This is a genomic window from Streptomyces hawaiiensis (assembly GCF_004803895.1).
In the GTDB taxonomy this organism is placed as follows: domain Bacteria; phylum Actinomycetota; class Actinomycetes; order Streptomycetales; family Streptomycetaceae; genus Streptomyces; species Streptomyces hawaiiensis.
This window is the reverse complement of record NZ_CP021978.1, coordinates 3,329,772-3,354,461: the sequence shown is the minus strand read 5'-3', so window position 1 is coordinate 3,354,461 and position 24,690 is coordinate 3,329,772. Positions and strand designations below refer to the sequence as shown.

22 protein-coding genes and 2 tRNA genes are annotated in these 24,690 nt (G+C 71.8%); 9 read left to right on the top strand and 15 right to left on the bottom strand.

The genetic code is table 11. From position 1 onward, the window contains the following. The first annotated feature begins 56 nt into the window (after positions 1-56). From CEB94_RS15350 to CEB94_RS15340, 3 genes are all read left to right on the top strand, one after another. Complete coding sequence (locus tag CEB94_RS15350; RefSeq protein ID WP_175432768.1) at positions 57-1,178, top strand: SPFH domain-containing protein; 1,122 nt, start codon at positions 57-59, stop codon at positions 1,176-1,178. 102 nt (positions 1,179-1,280) lie between these two features. Then, complete coding sequence (locus CEB94_RS15345; protein WP_175432767.1) at positions 1,281-1,886, top strand: lytic polysaccharide monooxygenase auxiliary activity family 9 protein; 606 nt, start codon at positions 1,281-1,283, stop codon at positions 1,884-1,886. Between the two features lie 128 nt (positions 1,887-2,014). Continuing rightward, positions 2,015-3,622 (top strand): long-chain-fatty-acid--CoA ligase, encoded by a 1,608-nt coding sequence (locus tag CEB94_RS15340; RefSeq protein ID WP_175432766.1) that lies wholly within the window; start codon positions 2,015-2,017, stop codon positions 3,620-3,622. Here CEB94_RS15340 and CEB94_RS15335 read toward each other — a convergent pair. The 7 genes from CEB94_RS15335 to ehuB form a co-directional block, all read right to left on the bottom strand. Further along, the gene (locus tag CEB94_RS15335) at positions 3,581-8,323 is read right to left on the bottom strand and encodes a caspase family protein (RefSeq protein ID WP_175432765.1); all 4,743 of its coding nucleotides are present in this window, start codon (positions 8,321-8,323) and stop codon (positions 3,581-3,583) included. The genes CEB94_RS15340 and CEB94_RS15335 overlap by 42 nt on opposite strands. Before the next feature lie 69 nt (positions 8,324-8,392). Further along, positions 8,393-8,466, bottom strand: a tRNA-Lys gene (locus CEB94_RS15330). A 96-nt stretch (positions 8,467-8,562) separates the two neighbouring features. Further along, positions 8,563-9,321 (bottom strand): IclR family transcriptional regulator, encoded by a 759-nt coding sequence (locus CEB94_RS15325; protein ID WP_175432764.1) that lies wholly within the window; start codon positions 9,319-9,321, stop codon positions 8,563-8,565. A gap of 208 nt (positions 9,322-9,529) precedes the next feature. Next, positions 9,530-10,315 (bottom strand): ectoine/hydroxyectoine ABC transporter ATP-binding protein EhuA, encoded by a 786-nt coding sequence (gene ehuA, locus CEB94_RS15320; RefSeq protein ID WP_175432763.1) that lies wholly within the window; start codon positions 10,313-10,315, stop codon positions 9,530-9,532. After that, complete coding sequence (ehuD, locus tag CEB94_RS15315; protein ID WP_175432762.1) at positions 10,305-10,955, bottom strand: ectoine/hydroxyectoine ABC transporter permease subunit EhuD; 651 nt, start codon at positions 10,953-10,955, stop codon at positions 10,305-10,307. Before ehuD ends, ehuA begins: the two co-directional genes overlap by 11 nt. Then, a complete protein-coding gene (ehuC, locus tag CEB94_RS15310) occupies positions 10,952-11,668 on the bottom strand; it encodes an ectoine/hydroxyectoine ABC transporter permease subunit EhuC (protein ID WP_175432761.1) in 717 nt (238 codons plus the stop codon). Before ehuC ends, ehuD begins: the two co-directional genes overlap by 4 nt. Next, positions 11,665-12,606 carry an ectoine/hydroxyectoine ABC transporter substrate-binding protein EhuB gene (gene ehuB, locus CEB94_RS15305; RefSeq protein WP_381104389.1) on the bottom strand — a complete coding sequence of 314 codons (942 nt, stop codon included), beginning with the start codon at positions 12,604-12,606 and terminating at the stop codon, positions 11,665-11,667. The genes ehuC and ehuB overlap by 4 nt, the downstream gene beginning before the upstream one ends. Before the next feature lie 106 nt (positions 12,607-12,712). Here ehuB and CEB94_RS15300 point away from each other — a divergent pair, with 106 nt between their 5' ends. Beyond that, positions 12,713-13,207, top strand: coding sequence for a DUF3830 family protein (locus CEB94_RS15300; protein ID WP_175432760.1), 495 nt, complete (start codon positions 12,713-12,715; stop codon positions 13,205-13,207). Here the strand turns inward: CEB94_RS15300 and CEB94_RS15295 are convergent. Then, positions 13,188-14,597 carry an amidase gene (locus CEB94_RS15295; RefSeq protein WP_175432759.1) on the bottom strand — a complete coding sequence of 470 codons (1,410 nt, stop codon included), beginning with the start codon at positions 14,595-14,597 and terminating at the stop codon, positions 13,188-13,190. The two genes, CEB94_RS15300 and CEB94_RS15295, sit on opposite strands and share 20 nt — an antisense overlap. A gap of 17 nt (positions 14,598-14,614) precedes the next feature. Next, a complete protein-coding gene (locus CEB94_RS15290) occupies positions 14,615-15,562 on the bottom strand; it encodes a D-2-hydroxyacid dehydrogenase (RefSeq protein ID WP_175432758.1) in 948 nt (315 codons plus the stop codon). Between the two features lie 197 nt (positions 15,563-15,759). Between CEB94_RS15290 and CEB94_RS15285 the strand changes: the two genes are divergently transcribed. Continuing rightward, positions 15,760-16,575 (top strand): maleate cis-trans isomerase family protein, encoded by an 816-nt coding sequence (locus tag CEB94_RS15285; RefSeq protein WP_175432757.1) that lies wholly within the window; start codon positions 15,760-15,762, stop codon positions 16,573-16,575. Beyond that, positions 16,572-17,303: a maleate cis-trans isomerase family protein gene (locus tag CEB94_RS15280; RefSeq protein ID WP_175432756.1), complete on the top strand. Its 732-nt coding sequence runs from the start codon at positions 16,572-16,574 to the stop codon at positions 17,301-17,303. Before CEB94_RS15285 ends, CEB94_RS15280 begins: the two co-directional genes overlap by 4 nt. Before the next feature lie 73 nt (positions 17,304-17,376). Here the strand turns inward: CEB94_RS15280 and CEB94_RS15275 are convergent, their stop codons facing one another. Both CEB94_RS15275 and CEB94_RS15270 read right to left on the bottom strand, forming a co-directional pair. Then, a complete protein-coding gene (locus tag CEB94_RS15275; protein WP_175432755.1) occupies positions 17,377-17,640 on the bottom strand; it encodes a hypothetical protein in 264 nt (87 codons plus the stop codon). Next, entirely contained in the window at positions 17,637-17,858 is a 222-nt protein-coding gene (locus CEB94_RS15270; protein ID WP_175432754.1) for a hypothetical protein, read from the bottom strand. The genes CEB94_RS15275 and CEB94_RS15270 overlap by 4 nt, the downstream gene beginning before the upstream one ends. A 260-nt stretch (positions 17,859-18,118) precedes the next feature. On the opposite strand from CEB94_RS15270, the gene CEB94_RS15265 reads away from it, so the two are divergent. Together CEB94_RS15265 and CEB94_RS15260 are read left to right on the top strand one after the other, a co-directional pair. Next, positions 18,119-18,388 (top strand): hypothetical protein, encoded by a 270-nt coding sequence (locus CEB94_RS15265; RefSeq protein WP_175432753.1) that lies wholly within the window; start codon positions 18,119-18,121, stop codon positions 18,386-18,388. Positions 18,389-18,482: 94 nt separating this feature from the next. Continuing rightward, positions 18,483-19,589, top strand: a complete 1,107-nt coding sequence (locus CEB94_RS15260; RefSeq protein WP_175432752.1) for an LLM class flavin-dependent oxidoreductase — start codon at positions 18,483-18,485, stop codon at positions 19,587-19,589. Here CEB94_RS15260 and CEB94_RS15255 read toward each other — a convergent pair. Then, positions 19,565-21,424: a putative bifunctional diguanylate cyclase/phosphodiesterase gene (locus CEB94_RS15255; protein WP_175432751.1), complete on the bottom strand. Its 1,860-nt coding sequence runs from the start codon at positions 21,422-21,424 to the stop codon at positions 19,565-19,567. The genes CEB94_RS15260 and CEB94_RS15255 overlap by 25 nt on opposite strands. Before the next feature lie 277 nt (positions 21,425-21,701). Here CEB94_RS15255 and CEB94_RS15250 point away from each other — a divergent pair, with 277 nt between their 5' ends. Then, positions 21,702-22,997, top strand: a complete 1,296-nt coding sequence (locus CEB94_RS15250) for a M6 family metalloprotease domain-containing protein (RefSeq protein WP_246111804.1) — start codon at positions 21,702-21,704, stop codon at positions 22,995-22,997. Positions 22,998-23,055: 58 nt separating this feature from the next. On the opposite strand, the gene CEB94_RS15245 is transcribed toward CEB94_RS15250, so the two are convergent. From CEB94_RS15245 to CEB94_RS15235, 3 genes are all read right to left on the bottom strand, one after another. Next, positions 23,056-23,129 (bottom strand) — tRNA-Lys (locus tag CEB94_RS15245). Next, positions 23,120-23,812 (bottom strand): bifunctional DNA primase/polymerase, encoded by a 693-nt coding sequence (locus CEB94_RS15240; RefSeq protein ID WP_175432750.1) that lies wholly within the window; start codon positions 23,810-23,812, stop codon positions 23,120-23,122. Before CEB94_RS15240 ends, CEB94_RS15245 begins: the two co-directional genes overlap by 10 nt. Before the next feature lie 124 nt (positions 23,813-23,936). After that, complete coding sequence (locus CEB94_RS15235; RefSeq protein WP_175432749.1) at positions 23,937-24,305, bottom strand: hypothetical protein; 369 nt, start codon at positions 24,303-24,305, stop codon at positions 23,937-23,939. Between the last annotated feature and the right edge of the window lie 385 nt (positions 24,306-24,690).

Below are 24,690 nucleotides of genomic sequence, written 5' to 3'. Positions count from 1 at the left end.
GGCCCTCACCCGGGACCACCGTTGTGACGCATCTGGCGCGGAGGCTGGAGGCACCCGTGAGTACGACCACTTCCCACACGTCCGGGCCCGACGGACCGGCCGACGGGCCGGCCCGGCCCGCCCGGCTCATCCAGAACGAGGCCACCACCGAGATCCCCGTCCATCTGCTGTTCCGCGACGACCCCGACCCGGCGCCGGTGCCGCTGCGACCGGCGGTCGTCGGCCGCAGGCAGGGCACCGGGGAGCAGCCGCGTCTGAGGCGCCCGGCGGTCGCCCCGAAGCGCCCGGTGCCCGAGGTCGATCCCGGCCTGGGGGAGCGGCCCGCGCGGGTGCTGCCCGGCGCGGCGGGGGTCCTGGCCGGGGCCTGCGGTGCGGCCGGGTGCGCGGCCACCTCCTGGTGGGCCGGGGTGCTGCCGCCGCTCGCGGTGGAGGCACTGCGGCTGCCCGCGTACGCCGGGGCCGGGCTCGGCCCCGCCCAGTGGGCGGCGTACGCGGGAGCCGGGGCGCTCGGGCTGTTCGGGCTCGGCGGGCTGGCCCGGGGCCGTACCGGGCGGGCCTGGGTGCTCGACCTGTTCGGCCGCTACCGGGGGACCGTCCGGCGCTCCGGCCTGCTGTGGGTCAACCCGCTGCTGCTGCGCCGCCGGGTGGATGTACGGCTGCGGCACTGGCGCAGCGAGCCCGTACCCGTGGCCGACTCGAGCGGGGTCGCGCTGCGGGTGGTCGTCCTGGTGGTGTGGCGGGTGCGGGACACCGCCCGGGCCACGCTGGGCGTGGAGGACCACGAGGCGTATCTGCGCGAGTGCGTCGAGGCGGCTCTGGCCCGGGTTCCGGTGGAGATGCCGGGCGGGCCGAGGGGAGCCGGGGAGGCGGCGGCCGAGGCGCTGACCCGGCTGGTGGCGGCGGACGCGGCCCCGGTCGGCCTGGAGGTGTTCTCCGTGCAGCCGGTCCGCGTGGAGTACGCCCCCGAGGTCGCCGCCGCGATACACCGCCGCCGGATCGCCGCGCTGGACGCCCAGCACCGGGCGAGCGTGCTCACCTCGGTCGTGGACTCGGTGGAGGACACGGTGACCCGGCTGACCATGCGGGGGCTGGTCGAACTCGACGACTACGAGCGGAAGGCGCTGGTGAAGGACCTGACGGTGGCGTTCTGCGCGGGCCGGGGAGAAACAGCCCCGTGATTGGTATGGACATGTTCAACCAGCGCCCATAATCTCGAACTTGGTCTAGACCTACATGCACGTGCTCACTGAACCTCCCCCACGTTCTCCAGGAGCGGCAGCATGCGCACAAGGACCAAGTTGTCCGCAGCCGCGGTGGGACTGGCCACGACCGGAGCCCTCGTGCTCTCCTCCGGCGGCGCCAGCGGCCACGGCTACACCGACCTCCCCATCAGCCGGCAGAAGCTCTGCCAGAACGGCACCGTGACCAACTGCGGCTCGATCCAGTGGGAGCCGCAGAGCGTCGAGGGCCCGAAGGGCTTCCCGGCCTCCGGCCCCGCCGACGGGCAGATATGCAACGCCGGCCTCGGCCACTTCAGCCCGCTCAGCGCACCGCGGACACCGTCCGGCGGCGCCTGGCCGGCGACCAAGGTGACGGGCGGCCAGAACTACACGTTCCGTTGGCAGTTCACCGCCATGCACGCCACGACCGACTTCAAGTACTACCTCACCAAGCCGGGCTGGAACCAGAACCACAACCTGGCCCGGTCCGACCTCAACCTCACCCCGTTCTTCACGGTGCCGTACAACGGGCAGCGACCGCCCTCCACGCTCTCCCACAGCGGCAGACTGCCGTCCGGGCTGAGCGGCCGTCACGTCATCGTGGCGGTGTGGACGATCGCCGACACGGCCAACGCGTTCTACGCCTGCTCGGACGTGACCTTCTGAACCTCTGAGGTTCTCCCGGGTCACCGGTGCGGCCGGTGTGGGCAGTTCCTTCCACGCCGGCCGCTCGGGACCGTCCGGGGCGCCGTGACCCTCCACATCTGACGGTACGTCAACTACCGTGCGGGCCCATGGATTCCAGGGCGAACACGGTCGCGGAACTGATAGCCGCCCGGTGGGGCGACGACCGCCCCGGCCTGCGGTGCGAGGACCGGACCCTGACCCACCACGAGGTGGCGGCGGGCGCCGCGGCCCGGGCCGCACTGCTCACGGACCTCCTCCCGCCGACGGCCGAACCCCACCTCGGCGTGCTGCTCGACAACACCCCCGAGTTCCCGCTGTGGCTGGGCGCCGCGGCCCTGGCCGGGGCGGCGGTCGCGGGCATCAACCCCACCCGCCGCGGTACCGAACTGGCCCGGGACATCCTCCACACCGAGTGCCGCGTCCTGATCACCGAGCGGACCCGGCTGCCGCTGCTCAAGGGCCTGGACCTGCCGGGGGTACGGCTGCTGGTGACGGACACTGCGGACTACACCGAGCTCCTCACCCCGTACGCGGACGCCCGCCCGGACTCCTCCCGCGCCACCCCACGCGACCGCTTCCTGCTCTACTTCACCTCCGGTTCGACGGGAGCCCCGAAGGCCGCGCTCTGCTCCCAGGGCCGCCTGGCCGCCGCCGGCCGCTCACTGGGGGACCAGTTCTCCCTGTCCCCGGACGACGTCCACTACGTCTGCATGCCGATGTTCCACGGCAACGCGGTGATCGCCGACTGGGCACCCGCGCTGGTCACCGGTGCGACGGTGGCGCTGCGCCGCCGCTTCTCTGCGTCCGGGTTCCTGCCGGACGTACGCCGGTACGGGGCGACGTACTTCACGTACGTGGGCCGGGCGATCCAGTACGTCCTCGCGACCGGGCCGCGGCCGGACGACCGCGACAACTCCCTCCGCCTCGGCTTCGGCACGGAGGCGGGCGCGGTGGACGCGGCGGCCTTCGAGCGGCGGTTCGGGGTGCGGCTGGTGGAGGGCTACGGCTCGTCGGAAGGCGGGGCGGCGATCCCGTGGTCACCGGGTACCCCGCCCGGCGCCGTCGGCCGGGCGGCACCCGGGCTCGTCGTCCTCGACCGGGAGACCCGCGAGGAGTGCCCGGCGGCGGTCTTCGACGGGGCGGGGCGACTGCTCAACGGGGACGAGGCGATCGGCGAACTGGTCAACCGGGGCCCCAGCCCCTTCGAGGGCTACTGGCGCAACCCGGCGGCCGAGGCGGAACGCCGCAAGGACGGCTGGTACTGGACGGGCGACCTCTTCTACCGCGACACCAGCGGCTACCTCTACTTCGCCGGCCGCACCGACGACCGCCTCCGCGTCGACGGCGAGAACCTTGCGGCCGCGATGATCGAGAACATCCTGGCCCGCTACGAGGGGGCGGAGGCGGTCTGCGTGTACGCGGTGCCGGACCCGGTGACCGGGGACCAGGTGATGGCGACGATCGCCGGCACGTTCGATCCGGAGGATTTCCCGAAGTTCCTGCTGGCCCAGCCCGACCTGGGGACGAAGATGGCCCCCCGGTTCGTCCGGGTGGCGGACAGCATGCCGGTCACGGCCACCAACAAGATCCACCGGGCGGCTTTGCGCAGGGAGGGCTTCCGGTGTGCCGATCCGGTGTGGTGGCGGCCGCCAGGGGAGGCGGGGTACCGGCGGCTAGCCCTGGACAGCGCGGGTCAGCCGCTGCCAGGCGGGTGAGAGGCGGGGGCGCAGCAGTACGACGCCCTGCTGGGTGCTGACGGCGATGTCGAATCCGGGCAGCACGACGAGAGAGGTGACCAGGGCGGGGATCGGGGCGCTCCAGACCGGTTCGCAGCTGGGCAGGTGGCACAGCGTCACTCCGTGCCGGTCACTCACGGCCACGAGGGTCTCGCCGTTCGGCGCCCGGCCCGTCCAGAGGATGCGGGACGCCTGGACGGGGAGGAGATGGGTGGTGTGCGGGGTGGTGGCGTTCCAGACGGTGACGGGGGCCAGGACGTTGTCGTCCTCTCCGGCGGGGTCCATGTAGAGGAGAAGCGGGTCGCCTTCGGGGGTGTCGGTCCAGCGGACGAAGTAGCCGTGGCCGCCGGACAGGTCGCGGAAGCGGGTGCTGTACGCGCGACGCTCGTCCGGCTGTTCGGCATGGATGGTGTACTGCTCGCCTGTGTCGACGTCGAGTACGCCTGCCAGGCCGGTGCGGGCGGTGAGGGCGACGAAGGTGGTGCCTCGCGGACCGTGGTGGGGTACGAGTGTGGTGACCTCCGGAGGCAGCACAAGGGGCTCGCGCCTCAGCAGTCGCCCCGCCACCGGGTCGAGTACATACGCCCGGCTGGTGTCGCTCGCCGGGCCGAGGGGGGTATCGCGTGACACGTAGGAGCCGTCGGCCCTCGTGTCGCCGTGTCCCGCCTTCCTCAGGACGGCCATGAGGACGGGCTTTCCTCCCGTGGAGACGTAACCGGCCGTCACGACGGTGTCGTCCGGTTCCAGGTGCCAGGGGACGTCCACGGTGAGGCCGGGCTCGGTAGTGTCGGTCACCAGGCGGGCGGAGCCGCTCGCCGGGTCGTAGGCGATGACGCACGGTCGGGGACTGCCGTTCGGCGCGGGCAGCAGATGGGCCACCGTCCGTGCCGGGAGCTCACACAGTGCCGGGTAGCCGTACTTCTCGAGCTCCCCGTCGCCGCGGAGCGACGCGACGGAGATGGTCACGGTCGCCCTCTCGCCGTCGGCGACGACGTGCCCTCCGCTGTGCAGCAGGACGTGCAGCGCTGCAGCGCGAGGGTCTTCGAGGCAGTGCTGGTCGGCCCACGGCGGCATCTCGGCCACCTGCGTGGCTCCGGCGGACGCGTCGCCGTCGGACATGTCGAGCAGGCGCGAGTCGAGGGTGCGGATGCCGTGCCAGGAGCTGGCGATCACCTGTGTGGCACTTCCCGGCCACATGAGCAGCAACTGGGTGTGGGCCATGCCGAACTCGCCCGTGTCGGACGTGTGCACGGGCTCCTCGGTGGTAGGGAAGACCGCCCGGTTCCAGTGCCACAGACGGGCGGTGCCGTCGTTTCCGACCGTCAGGATGTCGAGACTGTCGGAGGTCGAGGTGGTGAGCAGATGGATGGCACACACGGCACTCTCGTGGCCCTGCAACGGCACGCCCACGCGCCGGCCGGTCGCACAGTCCACAACCTGAACGCCACTGCTGAGTCCGGCTGCCAGGGCGTGTGTCCGCCCGTCCCGGGCGAGCGGGGCGACCGTGTAACTGGCGGTGTCGGCGGTCGTACGGACCTCGCTCGGCTCGGTTCCCGTCGTCAGCGTCACCTGTATGCCGTGATCAGCCGCCACGTAGAAGGCACCGAGGTCGGGGTCGACCGCGAACCCTCCCGTGGGCCCCCAGCCGTCGTCACGCCTTACCGACGTCGTCTCCCGGGTCGCGACGTTGAGCACCGTGAGACGAACCGACTCTTGTCCGTGGTCGCCGCCCTGCTCCAAGAAGGCGACGACAGTGGTGCCGTCCGGCTCCTGTGCGCCGGCCTTCAGCCGGGGCGAGTCCAGCCCTTCGACGAGGACGCCGCCACCGACCTGCTTCTCCAGCGCGTGCAGGGAGGCGGTGCCGCCGGCAGGGTCGCACACCACCAGCCAGCCGTCGGGCCCGCCGCAACGCGCGAGGAGAGCGCTCGGCGTGTCCTGCCATTCCGGACCCTCCGACCTCGTGCAGGGGACCTCCAGCAGCGACTCCCTGCGGAGCGGATCGAGGACGACCACCTTTCCCGCCCCCTGCGCGACGACGACCGCTGTACCGTCGGCGAGGACGCCCAGGTCGCCGAACTCGGTGCAGCCCGGCAGCACGAGCCGGCTCACCAGGGAAAGGTCCGACAGATCCCAGACGCGCAGCTCCGAAGTGTCGTCGAAGGTGACCGCCAGCGAACGGCCGTTGTGGGACAACACCTTCAGGCCGTGCACGGGACGCGAGTGCGGCAGCACCATCGCCTGCGACGGATCGTCGAGCGGCCACACATAGACCTCTTTCGACTGGAACGAGGCCGCCACCACCAGATGACGGCCCTGCTCGGTCACCAGATCCCGGATGGTCCACCCGTACCAGACCGACGTCGTGGAGTACGTGCCCTTCCCGTGCCGCCCCACGATCCTGTGCGGCGTCACCCGACGCGGTTCCGTCCACATGCGCTCCACACCCACCGACAACCCGACCGCCCGGCGCGCGAAGTCCATCGCCCCGTGCGTCCGTGCCACGAAGGCCAGTTCGGCTGCCGGGTCGGGATGCGGTCCGTGCCTGCCGGCCAGCAGATCCGCGCACCGCTCCACCACCATCGCCAGCAGCGGATTCCGCTTCGCGTGCTGCACCGCCGGCACCAGCCCCGCCGCCGACGCCGCCAGCACGAAGGACGGATCCTCGATCAGCCCGTCGATCGAGCCGGCCGCGGCGGCATGCGTGGCCAGGTGGCCGCGGGTGTACGGCTCGGCCCGGGCCCAGTCACGGCCGCCCGCGGCACCGGACGGCACCAGATCGAGCAGCGTCCTGACGAAACAGTCCTGCACACTGCTCAAGTCCCGGTACCGCAACGCCCGCGCCTTGAGATGGTCGGCCAGCTCCTGGTGGTAGAGCCGGAAGTACTTCCGCCCCTCGACCTCGACCGCCGTGAGGTACGAGCTGTCCTCGTCCAGCAGGGCGTCGACGTCGGACTCGGTGAGTGTCACGCCGGAGAGCAGGGAGGCCACCCGCGTCCAGACGCCCGTGCGGGGCACGCCGTGGCCCTCGCCGAAGGCCAGGGTGGTCAGGAGGGGGAGCGCGGTCGTGCGCGCCTTGGCGGGCATGCGCTCCAGGTACGCCTGGAACGCACCTGCCGTGTCCGACGGCAACTGCCGCGCCCACCCGGGCACCGTGACGTCGACCGGCTTGCCCCGGCGCAGCGCGGTCGCCGTCATCCGGGCCACCAGGAAGCAGCGGCCGGCGCGCTGTGCCACGCCCTCGGCGACGACTCGCGCGGCGGCGGGGTCCGCCTCGTAGGGAGAACCGGCGTCCGTGAGGATGCGCTCGACGTACTCCGCCGTGCTCGTGTCCTCGCTGTAGTCGGCAGTGTCGAGGTCGATGACGGGGACGCGGTCGCCGAGGTGGAGGAGCAGTTCACGGCGTACGCCGACGACCAGCCGGACGCACGGCACGGCCGCGAGGTGGCGCAGCAGGTCCCAGGCGATGCGGCGGGCCTCCGCCTTGTCACCGGCCGGGCCGGCCTCGTCCAGGGAGTCGATGACGACGCGGAAGGGGTTATCCCGGTCGGCGAGTCCGGCCAGCAGTTCCGTGGGCCCGGCCGCGGTGAGGTCGGCGGCGGCCGCCAGCCGGGTCACCAGGTCGTCGATCGTCTGGTGCCGGGCGTTGATCGACACGTCGATGCGGGGGTCCGCGTCGTCGGCCTTCGCGTCGAGGACCAGTCGCCCCAGCACCGCCGACTTGCCCGAACCGGGCGCGGCCGTGACGACGAGCGGCCCGGTTCCGCCCGGGCCGGCCAGATGGGCACGCAGGGCGTCCAGGGCCCGCTTGCGGCCGGTGAAGTAGGAGCCCGAGTCGTGGACCTGTTCCACCCCCCGGCCGCGGGGGCTGAAGTGGGAGGTGAGGTCACCGGCCTCGCCGCCGGGCTCCTGGGCGGCGCAGACCTCCGCCCGGGGATCGTGGCGTGGGTTGGGGAAGAACGGTGCCTGGACCGTCTGGTCGGTCACGGAGCAGGAGCAGTGCTGGCGCCGCCCGGCCTGTTCGAACGCCCGCGTGATCCGGTCGGCGAGCTTGGCGGGCGCGAGGTAGCGCTGGGAGGGCCCGTCGCCGAGGGCGTACGCCCGCTCCAGTTCCGCCGGGAACACGCCGTCCTGGGCGAGGTCGCGGTGGCGCGCGGACACCATGACCCAGGTGCCGGAACCGGCGGCGTCACCGCGCGGCCGTACCGCCACGTGGGCGTCGGCCACGGCGCCGATCCTCGCGGCGCCCTTCCCGGCGTGGCAGGCGTCGATGATGATCAGCACGTTCCGCAGCGGCGATGCCGCGAGCGTGGCCGTGAGGTTCTCCGGGGAGATCCAGGAGCGCGGTCGCCGTGCGGTGCTGCCGGAGGCGGCGAGACGGTAGCCGCCGGCGTCCGGGCGGTCGCCGTGGCCGGCGTAGTAGACGACGAGCACGTCGTCGGGGGTGAGGTCGGCGCCCGCACACCAGTCGGCCACCGCGTCCTCGAACTCCGCCGCGTCGGGGTCGAGGGACACCTCGGTCAGGATCCGCTCGTATCCCATGCCCTCGAACAGGGTGGCGACGCGCCGGACGTCCTCGTGTGCCTTGGGCAGCTCCCCGAGCTCGCGGTAGGAACGCGTCCCGGCAGCGATCAGTAACCGCCTCGCTCCGGCGCTGTCCTGCGACACCGTGGGTCTCGTCAAGATCCCTCCCCCGACGTCCCGCCTACGACGAGAAGGGGCCTCTCGCTCCCACGAGAGGCCCCTCATCCGTGCGCCGCCAGGGACTCGAACCCCGGACCCGCTGATTAAGAGTCAGCTGCTCTAACCAACTGAGCTAGCGGCGCATGACTCTCGCCTGCTGCTGGAACCGTGTTCCGCGGCGGGCGACGGAGAAAATAATACCCAATGCCGAGGGGTGCTCCGGACCACCCGGCGGCGTCCTAGATCGCCATGGAGAGCAGCACCGGGGCCGCGTGGCGGTTGAGGGCGTCCGCGGCCTGGCGCAGGCGGTGGGCGTGCTCGACCGGGAGGGACAGGGCCAGGCAGCCGACGGAGGAACCGGCCGTGATCGGGACGGCCGCGCAGACCGTGCCGATCGCGTACTCCTGGAGGTCCAGGACGGGCACGGTGGGCGGCTGGGCCTCCAGGCGGGAGAGCAGCAGCCGGTCGCTGGTGATGGTGCGCGAGGTGAGGCGGGCCATCTTGTGCCGGGCGAGGTGGTCGCGGCGGCCGGCGTGGTCGAGCTGGGTGAGCAGGCTCTTGCCGATGGCGGTGGCGTGGGCCGAGGAGCGGAAGTCGACCCACTCGTTGACCTTGGGCGCGGCCGGGCTGTCGGCGTACTGGGTGATGCTGATCTCGCCGTCGACGTACCGGCTCAGGTAGACGGCGGCGCCGACCGAGTCGCGCAGCCGGTCGAGGGCTCGCTGGAGCTTGTCGCGCAGGGCCTGCTCGCGGTGGTGGGCGGAACCGAGGCGGGCCAGGGTCTCGCCCGTGACGTACGCGCCGTCGGCGATCTGCTCGACGTAGCCCTCGCGGCGCAGCATGCGCAGGAGCGCGGTCAGCCGCTCCGGGGTGATGCCGGTGTGCCGGGTGATCTCGGCGTCGGTGACACCGCTGGAACCGCGCGCCACCGTCTCCAGGACGCGCAGGGCTTCCTGGGCCGAGTGGTACGGGGTGGTCGGCTCGTGCTTCAGCGCCACGGTGGTCTCCCCCTGCGCTTGCTGTAGGGCCGTAATCCGGTCAGTGAACCTTTTCCAGGTTAACCGGCAATGGCGTTGCGAGGAGCGGGGGTTGACAAGATTCCCGGGGCCCCGGACTGGGGCAATGACACTCTGACATATGCCAGAAGCATGCCCCAGTCGCGCCCCGGTCAAGGGGTGGAGTGTTCTGCCTGTTCACCCGGTGTAGTCACAGCACTGCGCTGAGGAACTCCCGTGTCCGGTCCAGCTCCGGGTCGCTGAAGATCTTCTCCGGCGATCCCGACTCGATGATCCGGCCCGAGTCGAACATCAGTACCTGGTCGGAGATGTCCCGGGCGAAGTTCATCTCGTGGGTCACACAGAGCATCGTGATGTCGGTGGAGCGGGCGATGTCCCTGAGGACGTCGAGGACTCCCGCGACCAGCTCGGGGTCGAGCGCGGAGGTCACCTCGTCCAGGAGCAGCACCTGCGGGCGCATCGCCAGGGCCCGGGCGATCGCCACCCGCTGCTGCTGGCCGCCGGAGAGCTGGGCCGGGTGCGCGTCGCACTTGTCGGCCAGGCCCACCAGGTCCAGCAGGCCCTTGGCGCGTTCCACCGCCTCGTCCTTCGACATGCCGAGGACGGTGACCGGCGCCTCGGTGATGTTCCGCAGCACCGTCATGTTCGGGAACAGGTTGAACTGCTGGAACACCATCCCGATCTTCTTGCGGACCTCGCGGACCTGCTTGTCGGAGGCCGGGAACAGCTGCTGCCCGTCGACCGTGATCGTGCCCTCGTCGGGCTTGAGCAGCGTCATCAGCAGCCGCAGGATCGTGGTCTTGCCGGATCCGGACGGCCCGATCAGGGTGACGTGCTTGCCGGCGTCGACCGAGAAGTCCAGGTGGTCCAGGACCGTGTTGGTGCCGAACCGCTTGGTGACCTGATCCAGCCGGATCAGCTCGCCGGTGCTCCTGGCGGGATTCTTCTCGGGGTTGGGGAGAGTGTCAGTGGGCAAGGCGTCGCTCCAGGGCTCGCAGGGCAAGGGAGGCCAGGTAGGAAATGACGATGAAGGCCACGCCGATCACCGTCAGCGGCTCGGTGAACTGGAAGTGCTCCTGCGAGTACAGGCGCGCCTGGCCGAGCATCTCCAGCACGGTGATCGCCATCACCATCGGCGTGTCCTTGAGCATCGAGATGACGTAGTTGCCGAGGGCCGGGACGACCCGGCGCACCGCCTGCGGCAGGATCACCGCGGTCCACGTCCGGTGCAGCGGCAGGTTCAGCGCCGTCGCCGCCTCCCACTGGCCGACCGGCACTGCCTCGATACCGGCCCGGTAGACCTGCATCGTGTACGTCGAGTAGTGCAGCCCGATCGCGAAGACACCGGTGGTCAGCGCCGAGAAGGTCAGGCCCCACTCGGGCAGCACGTAGAAGAGGAAGAACAGCTGCACCAGCAGCGGGGTGTTGCGGACGAACTCGGTGACCACGCCGACCGGCCAGGTCACCCAGCGCGAGGGCGACCGCATCAGCAGCGCCCACACCAGGCCCAGCGCGAACGAGATCAGCGAACCGAGGGCCAGTATCTGCACGGTGACCAGCAGACCGTCCCACAGGTGCGGCATGAAGCCGCTGACAGCGCTCCAGTCCCACTTCATGCGACAGCACCTCCCACACCGGTCGTCTGCGGACGGTTCAGCTCCTGGTCGGGTGTGCTCCCGACCTGCTTGCCCGTGCCGGCCTTGAGCTTGCGCTCCAGGCCGCGCATGCCGCGGGTCAGCAGGAAGGCGATCACGAAGTAGATCAGCAGCACGATCGTGTAGATCTCCGCGCTCTCCTGGAGCGCCAGGCGCACCAGGTTGCCGCTGAACGCCAGGTCACCCATGCCCATGATCGAGACAAGGGCGGTGCCCTTGAGCAGCTCGACCAGCAGGTTGGAGAACGGCGGGATCATCTCCGGCACCGCCTGCGGCAGCAGAATCAGCCGCAGCCGCTGCCAGGGCGTGAAGCTGAGCGCGATCCCGCCCTCCTTCTGCGCCGGGTCGACCGCGTTCAGCGCGCCGCGCACGATCTCGGAGCCGTACGCCCCGTAGGTCAGGCCGAGCGCCAGGGTGCCCGCCCACAGCGGCACCAGCTGCCAGCCGAAGGCGATCGGCAGCACGAAGTACACCCAGAAGATCATCACCAGCGCCGAAGTGCCGCGGAAGACCTCGGTGTAGACGCCCGCGAGGAAGCGGACGATCCACAGCCGGTGGGTGCGCGCCACGCCGACGACGAAGGACACCGCGGCGCCCAGCAGGGCGCTGCAGACGAGCAGCTGGATCGTGACCCAGACGCCCTTGAGTACGAGTTCCCAGAGTCCCGAGGTCATCCGCCGCAGAGCTCCTTCGCGGTCAGATCCGTCATCTCGGCCTTCGTGAAACCGAAGGGCTGGAGGATGCGGAACAGTTCGCCGCTCTTCTTGAGCTTGCGCAGCTCCACGTTGAAGGCGTCCCGCAGGTTGGTCTCGGTCGGCCGGAACGCGAAGGCGCCCCCGTCGACGTGCGGTTTGCCATCCACCAGCGGCGCGAACGGCTTGGTCGCCTCCGCCTTGGACGACTTCTTCACCACCTCACGGGCGGTCAGCGCCGTACCGGCGAACACGTCCACGCGCCCCGCCTCGACCGCGTTCAGGCCCGCGACCTGGTCCGGGACGATCAGGATCTCGCTCTCCTCGTACCCCGCCTCGACGGCGTACTGGATCTCGGCGTAGCCGGTCCCGGTGGCGAACCTCGCCTTCTTCTCGACGACGTCCTTGTAGCTGTGCAGCCCCTTCGGGTTGCCCTTGCGCACGATGAACGCGTCGAGCATCTGGTAGTCGGGGTCGGCGAAGATGACCTGCTCGCAGCGCTCGGGGTTGACGTACATCCCGGCGGCCACGACGTCGAACTGCTGGGAGTTCAGGCCCGGGATGAGCGAGCCGAACTCGGTCGGCACGGGCTGCACCCGGTCGACGCCGAGCCGCTTGAAGATCACCTTGGCCAGTTCCGGCGCCTCACCGGTCAGCTCGCCGTTCCGGTCGATGAAGCCGAACGGGATCTCGCCCGCGATGCCGAGGCGGACGACCCCCGCGGCCCGGAGCCGGTCGAGCAGTTCACCGCCCTGGACGTCCGAGGCTGTGGCGACCCGGCTGCATCCGGCGGCACCCAGCGCGCCGAGCGCCGCCACCCCCGCGAGCAGCGACCGGCGTGTCGGCCCGGATGCGGACCGGGATATGGGTTCGGGACTTCGCAATGTGCTTCTGTGTGGGCTTCTCTGTGGTGGAGCCATGGGCGCGCAGCTACCCGACCCCCTCCGAGTTATGCCGGTCTTTTCAAGCCCCGCACTCTCCCCGTGCGCCCTTGACCCCACGGCCGATGGGCACTCCCATGGGGGCATGGCTGATCGCTACATCGAAGTCTCGCTGGTCAAGCGCGACGTGACCTGCACGGCCAGGCTGCTGGACGACCGCGCGCCGATCACCTGCGCGGCCGTCTGGGATGCCCTTCCGCTGGCCGGTGACGTCTACCACGCGAAGTACGCACGCAACGAGATCTACGCCCTTTTCCCACCTTTCGCCGAAACCGAGCCACCCCTGGAAAACCCGACCATCACCCCCATTCCCGGCGATCTGTGTTATTTCACCTTCGCCGGGGCGGAGTTGGGGACCAAGGCGTACGGCTACGACCGTGAGGTCCGCGCCGGGACCACGCTCGTCGACCTGGCCCTGTTCTACGAACGCAACAACCTGCTGCTGAACGGCGATGTCGGCTGGGTCCCCGGCATCGTCTGGGGCCAGATCGTCGAGGGCCTGGAGAACATGGCCGAGGCGTGCAACGACCTGTGGAGGACGGGGGCGGCGGGGGAGTCGCTCAGCTTCCGGAGGGCGTAGCCCGGCCGGCGGAGGCCACCCGGGCCTCGTACAGCGCGTGGGCCGCCCGCAGCACCAGATCGTCCCGGTGCCGGGCGGCCACGAGTTGCAGACCGATCGGCAGACCGTCCCCGTCGACACCGACCGGCACGCTCGCCGCGGGCTGCTGCGTCATGTTGAACGGGTACGTGAACGGCGTCCAGCCCGTCCAGCGCCGGTGGCCGGATCCTTTCGGTACCTCGACGCCCGCCTCGAACGCCGTGAGCGGCATGGTCGGCGTGACGAGCAGGTCGTAGGTGTCGTGGAAGCGGCCCATCCGGCGGCCCAGGTCCATCCGGACGTCCACCGCGGCCAGATAGTCCAGCGCCGAGTAGCGGGCGCCCTGTGTGCAGATCTCGCGCAGGCCCGGGTCCAGCAGCTCCCGCTGCTGCGGTCCCAGATGCTGCGTCACCCGGGCCGCCCCGCTGAACCACAGGGTGTGGAAGGCCTCCACCGGGTCGGTGAGGTCCGGGTCGGTCTCCGTGACGTACGCGCCGAGCTCCGCCAGCCGCTCCACCGCCCGCCGCACGGCCCTCGCGACCGCCGGCTGCACCGCCACCTGCCCGCCCAGCGACGGCGAGTACGCCACCCGCAGCCCGCGCACCCCGCCCGCCAGGCCGTCCGTGTACGGACCGGCCGGGGCCGTGAGCGCCGACCAGTCGCGCGAGTCCGGGTGCCCGATGACGTCCATCAGCAGCGCCGCGTCCGCCGCGTCCCGGGTCATCGGCCCGACGTGCGCCAGCGTGCCGAACGCGCTCGCCGGGTAGAGCGGCACCCGTCCGTACGTCGGCTTCAGCGCGAAGATCCCGCAGAACGACGCCGGGATACGGACACTGCCGCCGCCGTCCGTGCCCAGCGACAGCGGGCCCGCGCCGAGCGCCACGGCCGCCGCGCTGCCGCCGCTCGAACCGCCCGCGGTGCGCGACGGGTCGTGCGGGTTGCGCGTCACACCGCTGAGCGGCGAGTCCGTCACGCCCTTCCAGCCGTACTCGGGGGTCGTCGTCTTGCCGATGAAGACCGCCCCGTGCTCCCGCAGCCGGGCCACGGACGGCGCGTCCTCGTCCCACTTCCCCACCGGATCCACGGCCCGCGACCCGCGCAGGGTCGGCGCCCCGCGCTGGAGCAGGATGTCCTTGACGGTGACCGGCACCCCGTCGAGCAGCCCCCGTGGCTCACCGCGCCGCCATCGCTCCTCCGACTCCCGGGCCCGGGCCAGCGCGTCCTCGGCGGTCAGCCGGACGAAGGCGTTCACCTCCGGCTGGATCGCCTCGGCCCGCTCCAGCGCCGCCCGGGTCGCCTCCACGGGACTCCACTCGCCCTCGCGGTACCCGTCGAGGAGCCGTACGGCGGTCAGCTCGGTGAGCTCGGTCATCCAACCTCCCAAGAACGTCAGTGTCCGGGTACGTACCCACGCTGCTTGTCGACCACGTTCTTCAGCGGCTCCCCGGCCGCCCACCGTTCATACAACTCTACGAACTGCTCGCCGAGTTCGTCGCGCCAGCCGATGGTGTCGCCGCTCATGTGCGGGGACACGATCAGGTCCGGGGCCTGCCACAACGGGCTCCGGGCGGGCAGGGGCTCGGCCTCGAAGACGTCCAGGGCGGCGCCCGCGATCCAGCGCTTGGCCAGGGCCTCGGCGAGCGCGTCCTCGACGACCAGCTGGCCGCGGCCGATGTTGACGAACCGGGCCGACGGCTGCATCAGGCCGAAGCGGCGCGCGTCGAACATCCCGTGCGTCTCATCCGTCAGCGGCGCCGCCGCGACCACCCAGTCGGCGCGGGCCAGCAGCCGGTCCAGGTCCTCCGGGCCGTGCACGCCGGAGCGCGCGGCGCGGCCCACGAGCGCGGTGGTGATGTCCAGCGCCCCCAGCGTGTGCGCGATCGCCCGGCCGATCGGCCCGGAGCCGACCACGACGGCCCGGCTTCCGGCGATCTTGTGCGACTCGCGGTGCCGCCAGGTCCGCTCCCGCTGGAGTTCCAGCGTCCGCGGCAGGTCCTTGGCCATCGCGAGCACGAGCGCGGCGACGTACTCGGCGATCGGCTTGTCGAAGATGCCGCGCGCGTTGGTCACCACCGTGTCGGAGGCGGCGAGTTCCGGACACATCAGATGGTCCACGCCGGCGCTGGCCGTGTGCACCCAGCGCGGTCGCGGGCCCTCACCCGGCCAGGCGTCCCGCACGGCGCGCGAGGTGAAGTCCCACACCAGGAGTACATCCGCACGCGGGAGGCGCTCGGCGAGCCCCGCCGCGTTGGTGTGTTCGATACGGGCGCGACCGGTGAGGCGGCCGAGGCGGGGGAGGGGCTCGGCGTCCAGGACGAGGAGGGTGGGGGTGGGCATGAGCAGCCGTTTCTCCAGCCGTTCGGCGAGGCCGGCCGGCCTCGGTGCGGCCGCCGGTGACGACGAGTTAACCCGGTGTTGACCAAGGAGTGATCCGGGCGGATTGACCACGCTCGCACCCGAACCTACCGTCGTCAACACGGGCGTTCCCACGATCCGTTGCACACTAGTTGCCCAGCGTGAGGCCGGTGCCTGCCATGGACGTCTCATTTCTCGGCGGGCCCAGCCCGCAGCGCGGGGTCGGCGTCGTCGCCCCCTTCGACTTCGCCCTCGACCGCGAGCTGTGGCGCTGGGTGCCGGACGAGGTCTCCCTCCATATGACCCGCACACCGTTCGTGCCGGTCGAGGTGAGTCTGGACCTGGCCCGCCTGGTCAGCGAGCACGAGACGCTGAGCGAGGCGGTCCGCACGCTCAACGCGATCGCCCCCGAGGTCGTGGCCTACGCCTGCACGTCCGGCAGCTTCGTCGGCGGCACGATGGGCGAGCGGGCGATGTGCGAGGCGATGAGCCGGGCCGGTGCCGTACCGGCGATCACCACCTCCGGCGCGCTGCTGGAGGCCCTGGTCGAGCTGGACGTACGGCGGGTGGCGCTGGTGACGCCCTACACGGTCTCGGTGACGCGGTCCCTGGAGGCCTACGTCGCCCAGGCGGGCGTCACGATCTCCGGCTGCGCCTTCATGGGGCTGACCCGGCACATCTGGAAGGTCCCCTACCGGGAGGTGGTGGACATGGCGCGGCAGGCCGTCCGCGACGACGCCGACGCGCTGTTCATCAGCTGCACCAACCTGCCCACGTACGACGTGATCCCCCAGTTGGAGGCCGAGCTGCGCATCCCCGTGATCTCGGCCAACCAAGTGACGATGTGGGCGGCGCTGCGCCGACTGGGTACCCGTGCGGTGGGGCCGTACCAAGCGCTGATCAATCCGGCGGCGCGTTCCGGTCCCGTACCACCGGGGGCGGACCCCGGTCCCGTAGTGCCGGAAGAAGAGCAGCAGCAGGAAGGCTGGACATGACAGCACTGGGATTTCTCTACCCGGGCCACTCCGCCGAGGACGACTATCCGCGCATCGAGCAGTTGCTGGGCAGCGACGTCCGGGTGGAGCTGGTGCACACCGACATCGGTGAGGACGCGCACCGGGTGGACGCGCTGCTCGAGATGGGCTCCGCCGGGCGGCTGGCGGCGGGCGTCCAGGAGCTGCGGCACGCCGGTGCGGACGCCGTGGTCTGGGCCTGCACGAGCGGCAGCTTCGTCTACGGCTGGGACGGCGCGCAGGAGCAGGTTCGCGCCCTGGCGCAGACGGCCGGCCTGCCCGCCTCGTCCACGTCCTTCGCGTTCGCGCACGCGGTGCGGGAACTGGGGGCGCGCAGGGTCGCCATCGGAGCGACGTACCCGGAGGACGTGGCGCGGCTCTTCGCCGACTTCCTCCGCTCGGCCGGCGTGGAGGTCGTGTCGGTCAGCAGCTCGGGCATCATCACGGCCGCCGAGGTCGGCACGTGGGGCGAGAGCGAACTCCTCGCCCTGGCCCGGAACTCCGACCACCCCGACGCCGAGGCCCTCCTCCTCCCCGACACGGCCCTGCACACGGCGGCCCACATCCCGGCCATGGAAAAGGAACTCGGCAAGCCGGTCCTCACCGCCAACCAGGTCACGGTCTGGGAGGCCCTGCGCCTGGCGGACCGGCGGGTGAACGCGCCGGAGCTGGGCGCCCTCTTCACGAGGGAACCGATCGTCCAGGCCTGAGGCCGACGGGCATGACCCGCGCCGCCCGCCACCACTGCCGAGGGCGGCGCGGGGGCCGGACCTCGGACGTGGTTCATGCCCTCCGTTCCGGTGGCGGGGGCGGGGGATACGGCGGTGGCGGGACGGCGGGCCGCTCCCGGCGGCGACGGGGAAGGACGGAGGGGAACGCGAAGCCGACGGCTCCGCCGGCGAGGGCCCCGACGGCCATGGCCAGGAGGAAGTCCCAGCCGATCCCTGAGTCGAACAGCTGCTGCGGCCCGGCGACCACGGCCCCGAAAAGACCCGCCGCGCCCGCGCCACGCCGACGGTCGCGCAGGTCGGCCCTGTTCCCGCTCATGGACGTTCGCTCCTCGTGCGACGCCACTCCAGCACCCGCAGCGCGACGTACGCGACGAGGGCGATGGTGAAGAGCGTGGTGGCTGCCAGTCGGGCTGCCGCCCAGACCATGCCACCCGGGTCCCAGACGGCCTCGGCCAGATTCATGCCGACGGCCACCGTGAACGCCGCCTTGAGGCGGCCGGCCGCTCGCGCCACCCGGTGCGCCCCAGTCGTCATGAAGTCCAAGTGCCCCGGGGCGGTTGAGGAAAGGGGCCGTGCCCTCGAACGCACCCTCCATACGGGCCGGAATCGGTCCCACCCCTTCTTCGGGACAGACCGGGGCGAAGATGCCCCAACACCCCGCCCGAAGCTGAGGAATGCTCTACTCCGCCACCTCGCACGGCCCCTGGGTCGACCGAAAGCGCGTTCCCCTTCAGTTGTCCATCCCGTGCACACTGGCCACGTCCGCAGCCAGTCGTGCCGTGAAGGACTCCCCGATGGCCGAACCGGGCCCGTTCAGATCCTCTGCAAGCGCTGTCCGGCTGGCCGGGCGCCTGCTGTGCTGGTGCCTGGCCGCAGCCATGGCCTCCGCCGCCGTGGACGCCTTCCTCGATCCCCAGGTCCGCTGGTGGGGTGTCGTGTGGCCCCTGCCCTGGTGGCTCACCTGCGCGACCGCCCTCGCGTGGAGCGTCCTGCGGGCCCGCGAGAAGGCCGACCGCCCACCCCCGCAGGGCAGCGCGCGGAGCGACTGGGAACGGGCCGCCTGACAGTCCTCGGAGCAGCTGCCCGGGAATAACCGGAGACAGTCCCCTGTTAGGGGCGGAAGGACAGCACACGGCCCACAGCAGGAGGCACCCCACCGTGGCGGCAGACGAGACACACGGCGACGAGATACGCGGCGCAGCACAGGGCAGCGCCCCCGTCCCCCTCTCCGTACTGGACCTGGTCACCGTAGGGGCCGGCCGCACCGCCTCCGACGCCCTGCGCACCAGCGTCGACCTGGCCCGTCTCGCGGAGAACCGCGGCTTCCACCGGTACTGGGTCGCCGAGCACCACTCCATGCCGGGCGTGGCCTCCTCGTCCCCGGCCGTGATCCTGGCCCACCTCGCCGCCCACACCGACCGCATCCGGCTCGGGTCGGGCGGTGTGATGCTGCCCAACCACGCCCCGCTCGTGATCGCCGAGCAGTTCGGGACGCTGGAGGCCATGGCCCCGGGCCGGGTCGACCTCGGCCTCGGCCGCGCCCCCGGCACGGACGGCGCCACGGCCGCCGCCCTGCGCCGTACGGAACGGCTGGGCGAAGGCGCCGACGACTTCCCGCAGCAGCTCGCCGAGCTGATCCGGTTCCTCGACGACGACTTCCCCGACGGGCACCCCTACCGCCGCATCCACGCCGTACCCGGTCCGGTCCAGGCCACGTCCCCCGGCGGCGTCCAGTCCCCGCACCGCCCACCGGTCTGGCTGCTCGGCTCCTCCGGCTTCAGCGCCCGCCTCGCCGGTGCCCTGGGGCTGCCCTTCGCCTTCGCGCACCACTTCTCGGCGCAGAACACCGTCCCGGCACTCGACCTGTACCGGGAGTCCTTCCAGCCCTCCGCCGTGCTCGACCAGCCGTACGCCCTCATCGGCGTCTCCGCGCTCGCCGCCGACGAGGAGAAGGAGGCCCGCCGACAGGTGCTCGCCGCCGCCCTCAGCATGGTCCGGCTGCGCACCGGCCGCCCCGGCCTCGTGCCCAGCCCTCGGGAGGCGGAGGCCCACGAGTTCAGCCCCATGGAGCGCGACTTCGTCGACTCCTGGAACGCCAACGTCATCCACGGCACCCCCGACGAGGTCCGCTCCGGCCTGGACGACCTCGCCAAGCGCACCGGCGCCGACGAGCTGATGATCACGGCCAACGCACACGGCGGGGACGTCCGCGTCCGCTCCTACGAACTCATCGCCGATGCCTACGGGTTGCCGACGCCCGCCTGAACATCCGGCGTGCCCAGCAGCTCGGAGATGCGATCCGGCGGCACCGGACGGGAGTAGAGCCAGCCCTGTCCGGTGTCGCAGCCGATGCTGCGCAGCCGGGTCGCCTGGGCCGAGGTCTCCACGCACTCGGCCGTGACGGTCAGCCCGAGCCGGTGCGCGAGCTGGATCATCGCCTCGACGACGACCTCGTCGGCCGGGTTCGCCCGGGCGGCCGCCTCCCGGTCGTCGTACTGGAAGCCGCGCACGAACGATCCGTCCAGCTTCAGCACCGACACCGGCAGCCGGCTCAGGTACGCGAGGTTCGAGTAGCCGGTGCCGAAGTCGTCGATGGCGATGCGGACACCCATGTCGCTGAGCGCCTTCAGGGTCTGCAACGGTCGGCCCGCCGAGCCCATCACGGCCGACTCCGTCAGCTCCAGCTGGAGCAGGTGCGGTGCGAGCCCCGTCTCGGTCAGGGTCTCCGCGACGTCCGCCACCAGGTCCGAGTCCCAGACCTGGCGCACCGCCACGTTCACGCTGACGAAGATCGGCGGGTCGTCCGGGTGGTCCAGCTGCCAGCGGCGGGCCTGCCCGCAGGCCGTACGGAGCACCCAGCGGCCCAGCGGGACGATCGAACCGTCCTCCTCCGCAAGTCCGATGAACCGATTCGGCGTCAGTACGCCGAACTGAGGATGATTCCAGCGGATGAGCGCCTCGACCCCGTGCAGCCGGTCGTCCTCCATGCCCACCAGCGGCTGGTACTCCAGCTGGAACTCGCCCCGGTCGATGGCCGGGCGGAGCGTGGAGGCGAGGGCCTGGCGGGTCATGCGGTGGGCGTTGCGCTCCGGGTCGAACAGGGTCCAGCGGGCCTTGCCGTCGGCCTTCGCCCAGTACAGCGTCGTGTCCGCCGCCTGCATCAGCGCGGTGGGGGTGGTGCCCGCCGCGTGCCGCTCCACGACACCGATCGACGCCGAGACCGACAGCCGCTGGCCGGAGATGTCGAACGGGTCCTGGACCGCCCGCAGCGCCGACTCGGCCAGCTCGGCCAGCTGTTCGGTGCCCGTGGAGTCCTCGACGAGCAGCGCGAACTCGTCCCCGCCGAGCCGGGCCACCAGCGGGATGCTGGTCCGTGAGTGGCCGGCTTCGTCCGCGCAGCGTGTGAGCCGCTCGGCGACGGCGGCCAGCAGCCGGTCGCCGACCCGGTGGCCGAGGGTGTCGTTGATGGCCTTGAAGCCGTCCAGGTCCAGGTAGCACAGCCCGATCCGGCCCGTGCCGCTCTGCTCGTACGACTCCGCCTCCAGCGCGGCCGACAGGCGTTCGAAGAACAGTGTGCGGTTGGGCAGCCGGGTCACCGGGTCGTGCATCTGCAAGTGCCGCAGCCGGGCCTGCAGTTCCCGGCGGGCACTGATGTCGGCGACGGACAGCAGCACGCCGAGGTCCTCGTCGGGCAGCGGGGCGACCGTCACCTGCACCCACAGCGAGTGCCCGTCCGGGTGCTTGAGCCGGCGTGTGCAGCGCAGCCGGGACTGCCGTCCGCGCAGCACCTCGCGGTAGGCGTGCCAGGTGCGGGCGTCGGAGGTGAGGTCGACCAGGTCGGCGGCGACGGACCCGGCGAGCGCGTCCGGGCTGCCACCGAGCAGCGCGGCGAGCGAGTCGTTGGCGCTGACGACCGTGCCCTCGCGGTCCACGACGGCCATGGCGAGCGGGGCGGCCGTGAAGACGGAGCGGTAGGGCAGCCGGGACGGGGGCTCGGTACGGGGAGACGTGTCGATCTCACTCTCTGTGACGACCGGCCGATCCAGGTCTGCCGCGGGCGCCGGCCCTTCGGAGGTTCCGCTCACCGCTCGCTCCCGCATGTATTCGATCTCTGTCCGTGCAGGAAAGGTCAGGAAAGTGTGCCGATCATAGAGGCTGGCCCCAGGGCCTTCCAGCCGGTGTCCAGTCTCCTCGGCCAACCGGCCCTTCTGCCAGATCGTTTCTGCACGCACCTGGACGGCTACTTCAGGCCCCCGACCAGTTGTGACGTTCTGTGAGTGCTTCGGGGGTGTCGGCTTCCGGGATTTTTCGCCCCCTTCACCCGACCGGTGCAGGCAAACAGGACGTGGTACGACAAATCATCACAGGCTGGGTGCGGTGTCCCGCGAACCGTACCCGGAGGTACCCGTGCCGCGTCCGTTTCCGCGCGCCCGACTGCGCAGCACCGCGGCCGTGTTCACCACCATGTCGGCGCTCGCCGCCACCTCCCTCGGCGCCGGCCCCTCGGCCGCGGGGCCCGACTCGGCCGCGCCCTGCGCCCTGACGCGCACCGACGCCCACCACTCGGAGGGCCTGGACACCTGGAACGCGGCCTATCCGCGTCCGGCCCGGTCCCTGGACGCGGTCATGGTCTTCCTGTCCTTCCCGGACTCCCACCCGCTGACTACGCCGCAGGAGCTGACCGCCGACCACTTCCCGGCCACCACCCGCTTCTTCGAACGCGCTTCCTACGGCCGTTTCACCCTGCGCCCGCACCCGCTCGGGCACTGGATCCAGATGCCGCGGCCCTCCACCGCCTACGACATACAGCGCGACTGGAGCCCCGAGCACAGGGCCGCCTATCTGCGCGACGCCCTCTCCGTGACCGACCCGCAGGTGGACTTCTCGGACTATGACGTCGTGTACTTCGTCGCCGACCCGGACGCGCCCGGCGTGGACTCCGACGCGACCAAGGTGGTGAACCTGACGAGCCCGCTGCGGGCCGACGGCACCGACCTGCGCCGGATCGTCACGGTGTTCGAGCAGCACCCACCGGACCGGCTCGTCCTGGCCCACGAGACCGGGCACGTGTTCGATCTGCCCGACCTGTACCACCGGCCCACGGACGGCAAGGGCGACTGGGACACGCACGTCGGCGACTGGGACCTGATGGGCAGCCAGTTCGGACTCGCCCCGGACCTCTTCGCTTGGCACAAGTGGAAGCTGGGCTGGCTGGATCCGCGGCAGGTGCGGTGCGTGCAGGACGCCGGGCCCGCCCGGCTGACCCTGGAGCCGCTGGCGGCGGGGCCGGGGGTGCCGGCGGCCGGGGCCGCGGGGGGACCGGCCTTCGGTCTCGGGCGGGGCACCAAGCTCGCGGTGCTGCGGACGGGGCCCGACAGCGTGCTCGCCTTCGAGGCGCGGGGGCCGGTGGGCAACGACGTGGCCGCCTGCCGGCAGGGGGTGCTCGTGTACCGGGTGCGGGGCGGGGCGCAGTCCGGGGGTGGGCCCATCGAGGTGATCGACGCCCATCCGCGCACCGACGCGTGCTGGGAGGACTCCGTCTACCCGCCCCTCGCGGACGCGCCGATCGGCATCGGGGAGAGCTTCACTGTCCCCGGGGAGGGGGTGCGGGTGAAGGTGGAAGGGCGCACGGCTTCGGGGGCGTGGACGGTGAAGATCGCGGTGGGGCGCTGACGGGTTTCGGGACAAGAGAAAAGGCCCCTCGCTCTCGCGAGGGGCCTTTCACCGTCTGTGCGCCGCCAGGGACTCGAACCCCGGACCCGCTGATTAAGAGTCAGCTGCTCTAACCAACTGAGCTAGCGGCGCCTGCTGACGTCGTAGACCTTAGCATCACGGTCGGCGGGAGGAAAAATCGAAATCCGCACGGCGGAACGGGCCGCCCGGATGGCCGCCCACAGCAGTGCCTCGGGCCCGGGGAGCCAGGGCTGACGGGTGTCGGGGGCGACGAGCCAGCGGGAAGCGGAGCGGGTGGGGGCTGTGGTCCCGGCGGGCGCCGGGCCGGTGAGGGGGGTGCTCTCCGACGGTGCCGGGCCGGTGGGGGAGGTGCTCTCCGACGGTGCCGGGACGGTGGGGGAGGTGCCCTCCGACGGTGCCGGGACGGTCACCGCGTCGCCGGTGCCGTGGCACAGCAGCGGCGGTACGGCGTCCGTACGGGTGGCTTCCCTGCTGTCCCGCGCGCCCCACTCCTCCCACTCCAGCAGCGCGGGGAGCCGCTGAGCCGTCCCCGGGGCGGCGAACAGCAGGATCCGGCCCCGGAACTCCGCGACCGGCCCCGAGCCCGGGCCGTCGTCCCACAGCCGGTCGAGCATCCGCCGGCCGAACATCGCGGGTGCGCTGACCACGTCGAAGACCGACCCGCAGGGCAGCACGACCGGTGCGTCCGGCCGCTCCTCCCAGAGGGCGAGTGTGCTTCGCGGATACGTTCCTGCCGAGGCGAGCCAGGCGGCCCCGGCCGGGGTGACATCGGAGGCGTTCCATGCGCTGCTCATGGCATCCAGGTCTACCCGCCGTGAGCGCCCGGTTTCCCTGGGTTGCGGGAAATCGGGACAGCAGGGTGCGGTGAGGGGTATCTTGCCCGCCTGGCATATGCCATGTGATCGGGAAGGGCCGGTGTCAGGCGGTGTCGCCAGGCCCCCGGCCCTCGGCGTCGCCCCGCATCAGATCCCGCCCGAACTCCACCATCTTCTTGGCATAGTCCTCGGTCCACTCGGCCCGCTCGGCGATGTCCGCGGTCGTCAGCCGGTCGAACCTCCGCGGATCGGCCAGCTGCGCCGCCGCCATCGCCTGGAACTCCACCGCCCGGTCCGCCGCGGCCCGGAACGCCAGCGTCAGCTCCGTCGCCCGGGCCAGGAGGGCCCGGGGGTCGTCGATCGACTCGAGGTCGAAGAAGTGCTCAGGGTCGGAGGCCGCCTCCGCAGGCTCGAAGAGCAGGGGCGCGGGGCGTAGCCGCGGTTCGTTCCGACGCGGCGTGGGCTCCGCCATGTCTTCTCCTCCTCGTACATCGTGCCGGCCCTGCCCCGCGGGCGGGGGGTCTCCCAGGTGGAGTGGGCCACCGTCCATTGTCTCGCGGGCGCGCAAGTGGGCATCGCCGTAGTGGATACGGCTGTCACACCACCCGGTGTTCGTCACGGCGTCCGGGACGTGTCGAGTTCCGGCCAGATCACGGGCGCCATGCCACCCGGTGCTCCGCCGGACGCGCCAGCGCCGCGTGATGTGGTGCCGGTCATGCTCGCCATGCCACCCGGTGCTCCGCCAGATGGGCCAGAACCGCGTGATTCGCCTCCCACCCGTCCGGGCTGTGTTCATCGGCCGCCTCCGGCGGCGTGCCGGCCTCCGGCCGGCGGTGAGGTGGGTGGGGAGGGGTGTC